The organism is Thermoanaerobaculia bacterium, from assembly GCA_035260525.1.
Taxonomy (GTDB): domain Bacteria; phylum Acidobacteriota; class Thermoanaerobaculia; order UBA5066; family DATFVB01; genus DATFVB01.
Genome location: DATFVB010000006.1, coordinates 1 through 2,904 on the forward strand (window position 1 = coordinate 1; position 2,904 = coordinate 2,904).

General features: G+C 67.6%; 2 protein-coding genes and 1 tRNA gene. 2 read left to right on the forward strand and 1 reads right to left on the reverse strand.

Features of this window, described 5'->3' with window-relative positions:
• Nucleotides 1-1,521: hypothetical protein (locus VKH46_00200; GenBank protein ID HKB69236.1), on the forward strand; the 1,521-nt coding region annotated here is incomplete at its 5' end.
• 414 nt (nucleotides 1,522-1,935) lie between these two features.
• On the opposite strand, the gene VKH46_00205 is transcribed toward VKH46_00200, so the two are convergent.
• A tRNA-Val gene (locus VKH46_00205) sits at nucleotides 1,936-2,011 on the reverse strand.
• A 358-nt stretch (nucleotides 2,012-2,369) separates the two neighbouring features.
• On the opposite strand from VKH46_00205, the gene VKH46_00210 reads away from it, so the two are divergent.
• Complete coding sequence (locus VKH46_00210; protein HKB69237.1) at nucleotides 2,370-2,822, forward strand: universal stress protein; 453 nt, start codon at nucleotides 2,370-2,372, stop codon at nucleotides 2,820-2,822.
• The last annotated feature ends 82 nt before the right edge of the window (nucleotides 2,823-2,904 follow it).

The window sequence follows — 2,904 nt, forward strand, 5'->3', positions numbered from 1 at the left end:
GTCGTCCACTGGACGTACAAGGACGCCGCGGGCAACACCGCCACCCAGAACCAGAACGTCAAGGTCCACGACACGATCGCGCCCGTTCCCGACGTTTCCTCGCTTCCGGACGCGACGGGCCAGTGCTCGGTGACGGTGACGGCGCCGACGGCGACGGACAACTGCGCGGGGCAGGTGACGGCGACGACGGCGGACCCGACGAGCTACAACAGCCAGGGGACGTTCACGGTGCATTGGACTTACGACGACGGGCACGGAAACACGTCGAGCCAGGTTCAGACCGCGGTCATCAAGGACACGGTTGCTCCGGTTCCGAACGTGGCGAACCTGCCGGAGGCGGACGGACAGTGCTCGGTGACGTTGACGGCGCCGACGGCGACGGACAACTGCGCGGGGCAGGTGACGGCGACGACGGCAGACCCGACGACGTATTCGGCGCAGGGAACGTATCTGGTCCATTGGTCCTACAGCGACGGCCACGGCAACGTGTCCACCCAGAATCAGGCGGTTGTCGTCAAGGACACGATCGCTCCGACCATCCTGACCTGCCCGCCGGCCGCAAGCGCCCTGGCGGGAACGGGATGCGTGGCCGCGGTGCCGGATCTGCGAGGATCGCTCTCCGCGGTCGACAACTGCACCCCGGCGGGCTCGCTCGTGATCACTCAGTTGCCGGCCCCCGGGACGCCGGAAGCCCCCGGCGTCGCGACGGTCGGGTTCACGGTCACGGACGCCGTCGGGAACTCGAGCTCGTGCTCGACGACGTTCACGGTTTCCAACGATGCGCCCGTGGTGACGAGCGTCACCGGCCCGACGGTGCCGCTGGCGATCGGCACTCCCGCGACGGTCACGGCGCAGTTCACGGACACCGGACTTCAGGGGCACACCTGCACTTTCACGTGGGATGACGGGTCGCAGTCGTCCGTCTCCGTGGCTGCCGGAGTGACGACCTGCTCCGACACTCATACCTACACCGGAGCCAGCGTCAACACGATCTCGGTGACGGTGGCCGACGATTGCACCGCGGCGAGCGATCCGGGCGTCTTCCAGTTCGTCGTCGTCTACGACCCGAACGCCGGGTTCGTCACCGGCGGCGGATTCATCTACTCACCGCCCGGCGCCTACGCTGCCGACGCCTCTCTCGTCGGCAAGGCGAACTTCGGGTTCGTCTCGAAGTATTTGAAGGGGGCCAAGGTCCCGACGGGCTCGACGGAGTTCCAATTCCAGGTCGCGAGCTTCAATTTCCACAGCGACGTCTACCAGTGGCTCGTCATCTCGGGTCCGCTCGCCCAGTACAAAGGCACCGGCACCGTCAACGGCGCCGGAAACTATGGTTTCATCCTGACGGCGACGGACGGCCAGATCAACGGTGGCGGCGGAGTGGACAAGTTCCGCATCAAGATCTCGGACATTAACGCCGGCAACGCCATCGTTTACGACAACTCGCCGGGCTCTTCCGACGACATCAACTCCGCCAATCCGGAGGCGATCGCGGGAGGGAGCATCGTCATCCACAAGAACTGATTCGGTTTCACGCCTCGGTGATTCGGGCGCCGCTCTTCGGAGCGGCGCCCTTTTTCTTTGGCGTGACGAGCGTCCCTGGCGGCGAAACCGGTTCGGTGATTCGCGCCGGGCGGCTTCGTGATGCGAGCCCCGAGAGCGTCACGAACGCGATCACCTTCGGACCCTCATTTCCTCTCGCGGGGCGCCGAAGCGGTCGAGGGCACCGACCCGAGCCGCGAAGGTCACATCGCGAAAAGTCTCCGCGCAGGGTATCCAGCGTGCGACGAAGTCGCAGCCGCGATGCGGCCGGCGCGTCGTCGCCGAGCGCGCCGATCGCCGCGCACGTCAGTGCACGAGCTACCGAGCGGAGGAGGTTTGCGATGTGGGAGGCCGGCGCGTTCCAGCGCGAAAGCGCCTGCGCGACCGGCGACGGTCTGGTGGGCGGTGAGGGATTCGAACCCCCGACATCCTGCGTGTAAAGCAGGCGCTCTACCAGCTGAGCTAACCGCCCGCAAGCCACAATCGTACCGCGACGCCGGTCCCGAGCAGATCCCTCGTCGCTGCGCGCCTTCGCCAAGGCTTCGGCGCGGCGAGCCACTCCTCGGGATGACGGCTCCGGAAGTCCGCGCGTCGGGAGCATTCGCGATCCAAGCGGGGCGAGCGTCGTTCCGGCGATGGTACGCCGGGTACTGTGTTCGCTCCTGTCGGGCTCCGCAGCGGTCGAGGCCTCTTGGCCGAGCCGCGGAGGCCGCCGCGCGGAAAGTCTCCCGAGTAACCGCAGGGAGGAGGTCCGCGCGGCGGGAGCCGGAACGATCCGAGGTCCGCGAGTGTCGTTCCGGCGACGGGACGGTATGGTACGCTCCGCGCGAATGAAAACAGGCGATTCCGGGGCCGTGCTCATCTGCGCGGACATGTCCGGTTATGCGCCGGTCGTCATCCGCGAAGGTCTGCGAGTCGCCGCTTTCGAAAAAGTCCCCGCGATCGTCCTGCACGTCGTCGACGACCGCTTTCCCTATCCCGACCTCTTCGCGGTGAACAACCCCGACGTCGACTACTTCATGACTCTCCGGGAGAACGCCCTCCGCCGCCTCCGGGAGTGGGCCGAGAGCGGCCCGGGACCCCGCCCCGAGCTCATGGTCGCGCGGGGCAAGCCGTCCTCGGTGATCCTCGAGGTCGCCGGCGAACGCCGGCCGTCGCTCGTGGTCGTCGGAGCCCACGGTCTGACCGGCACGAGGCATCCGCACGCGCTCGGCGGAACGGCGGAGCGGGTCGCCCGGTCTTCTCCCGCATCCGTGCTGATCGTCGTTCGCCCGCCGGAATGAACGCGACCGTCTTCCTGATCCTGTTCGCCACCGGCGCGACGCTCGTGGCCGGATTCCTTCTCCGTGCGCTCCGGCGCAACGG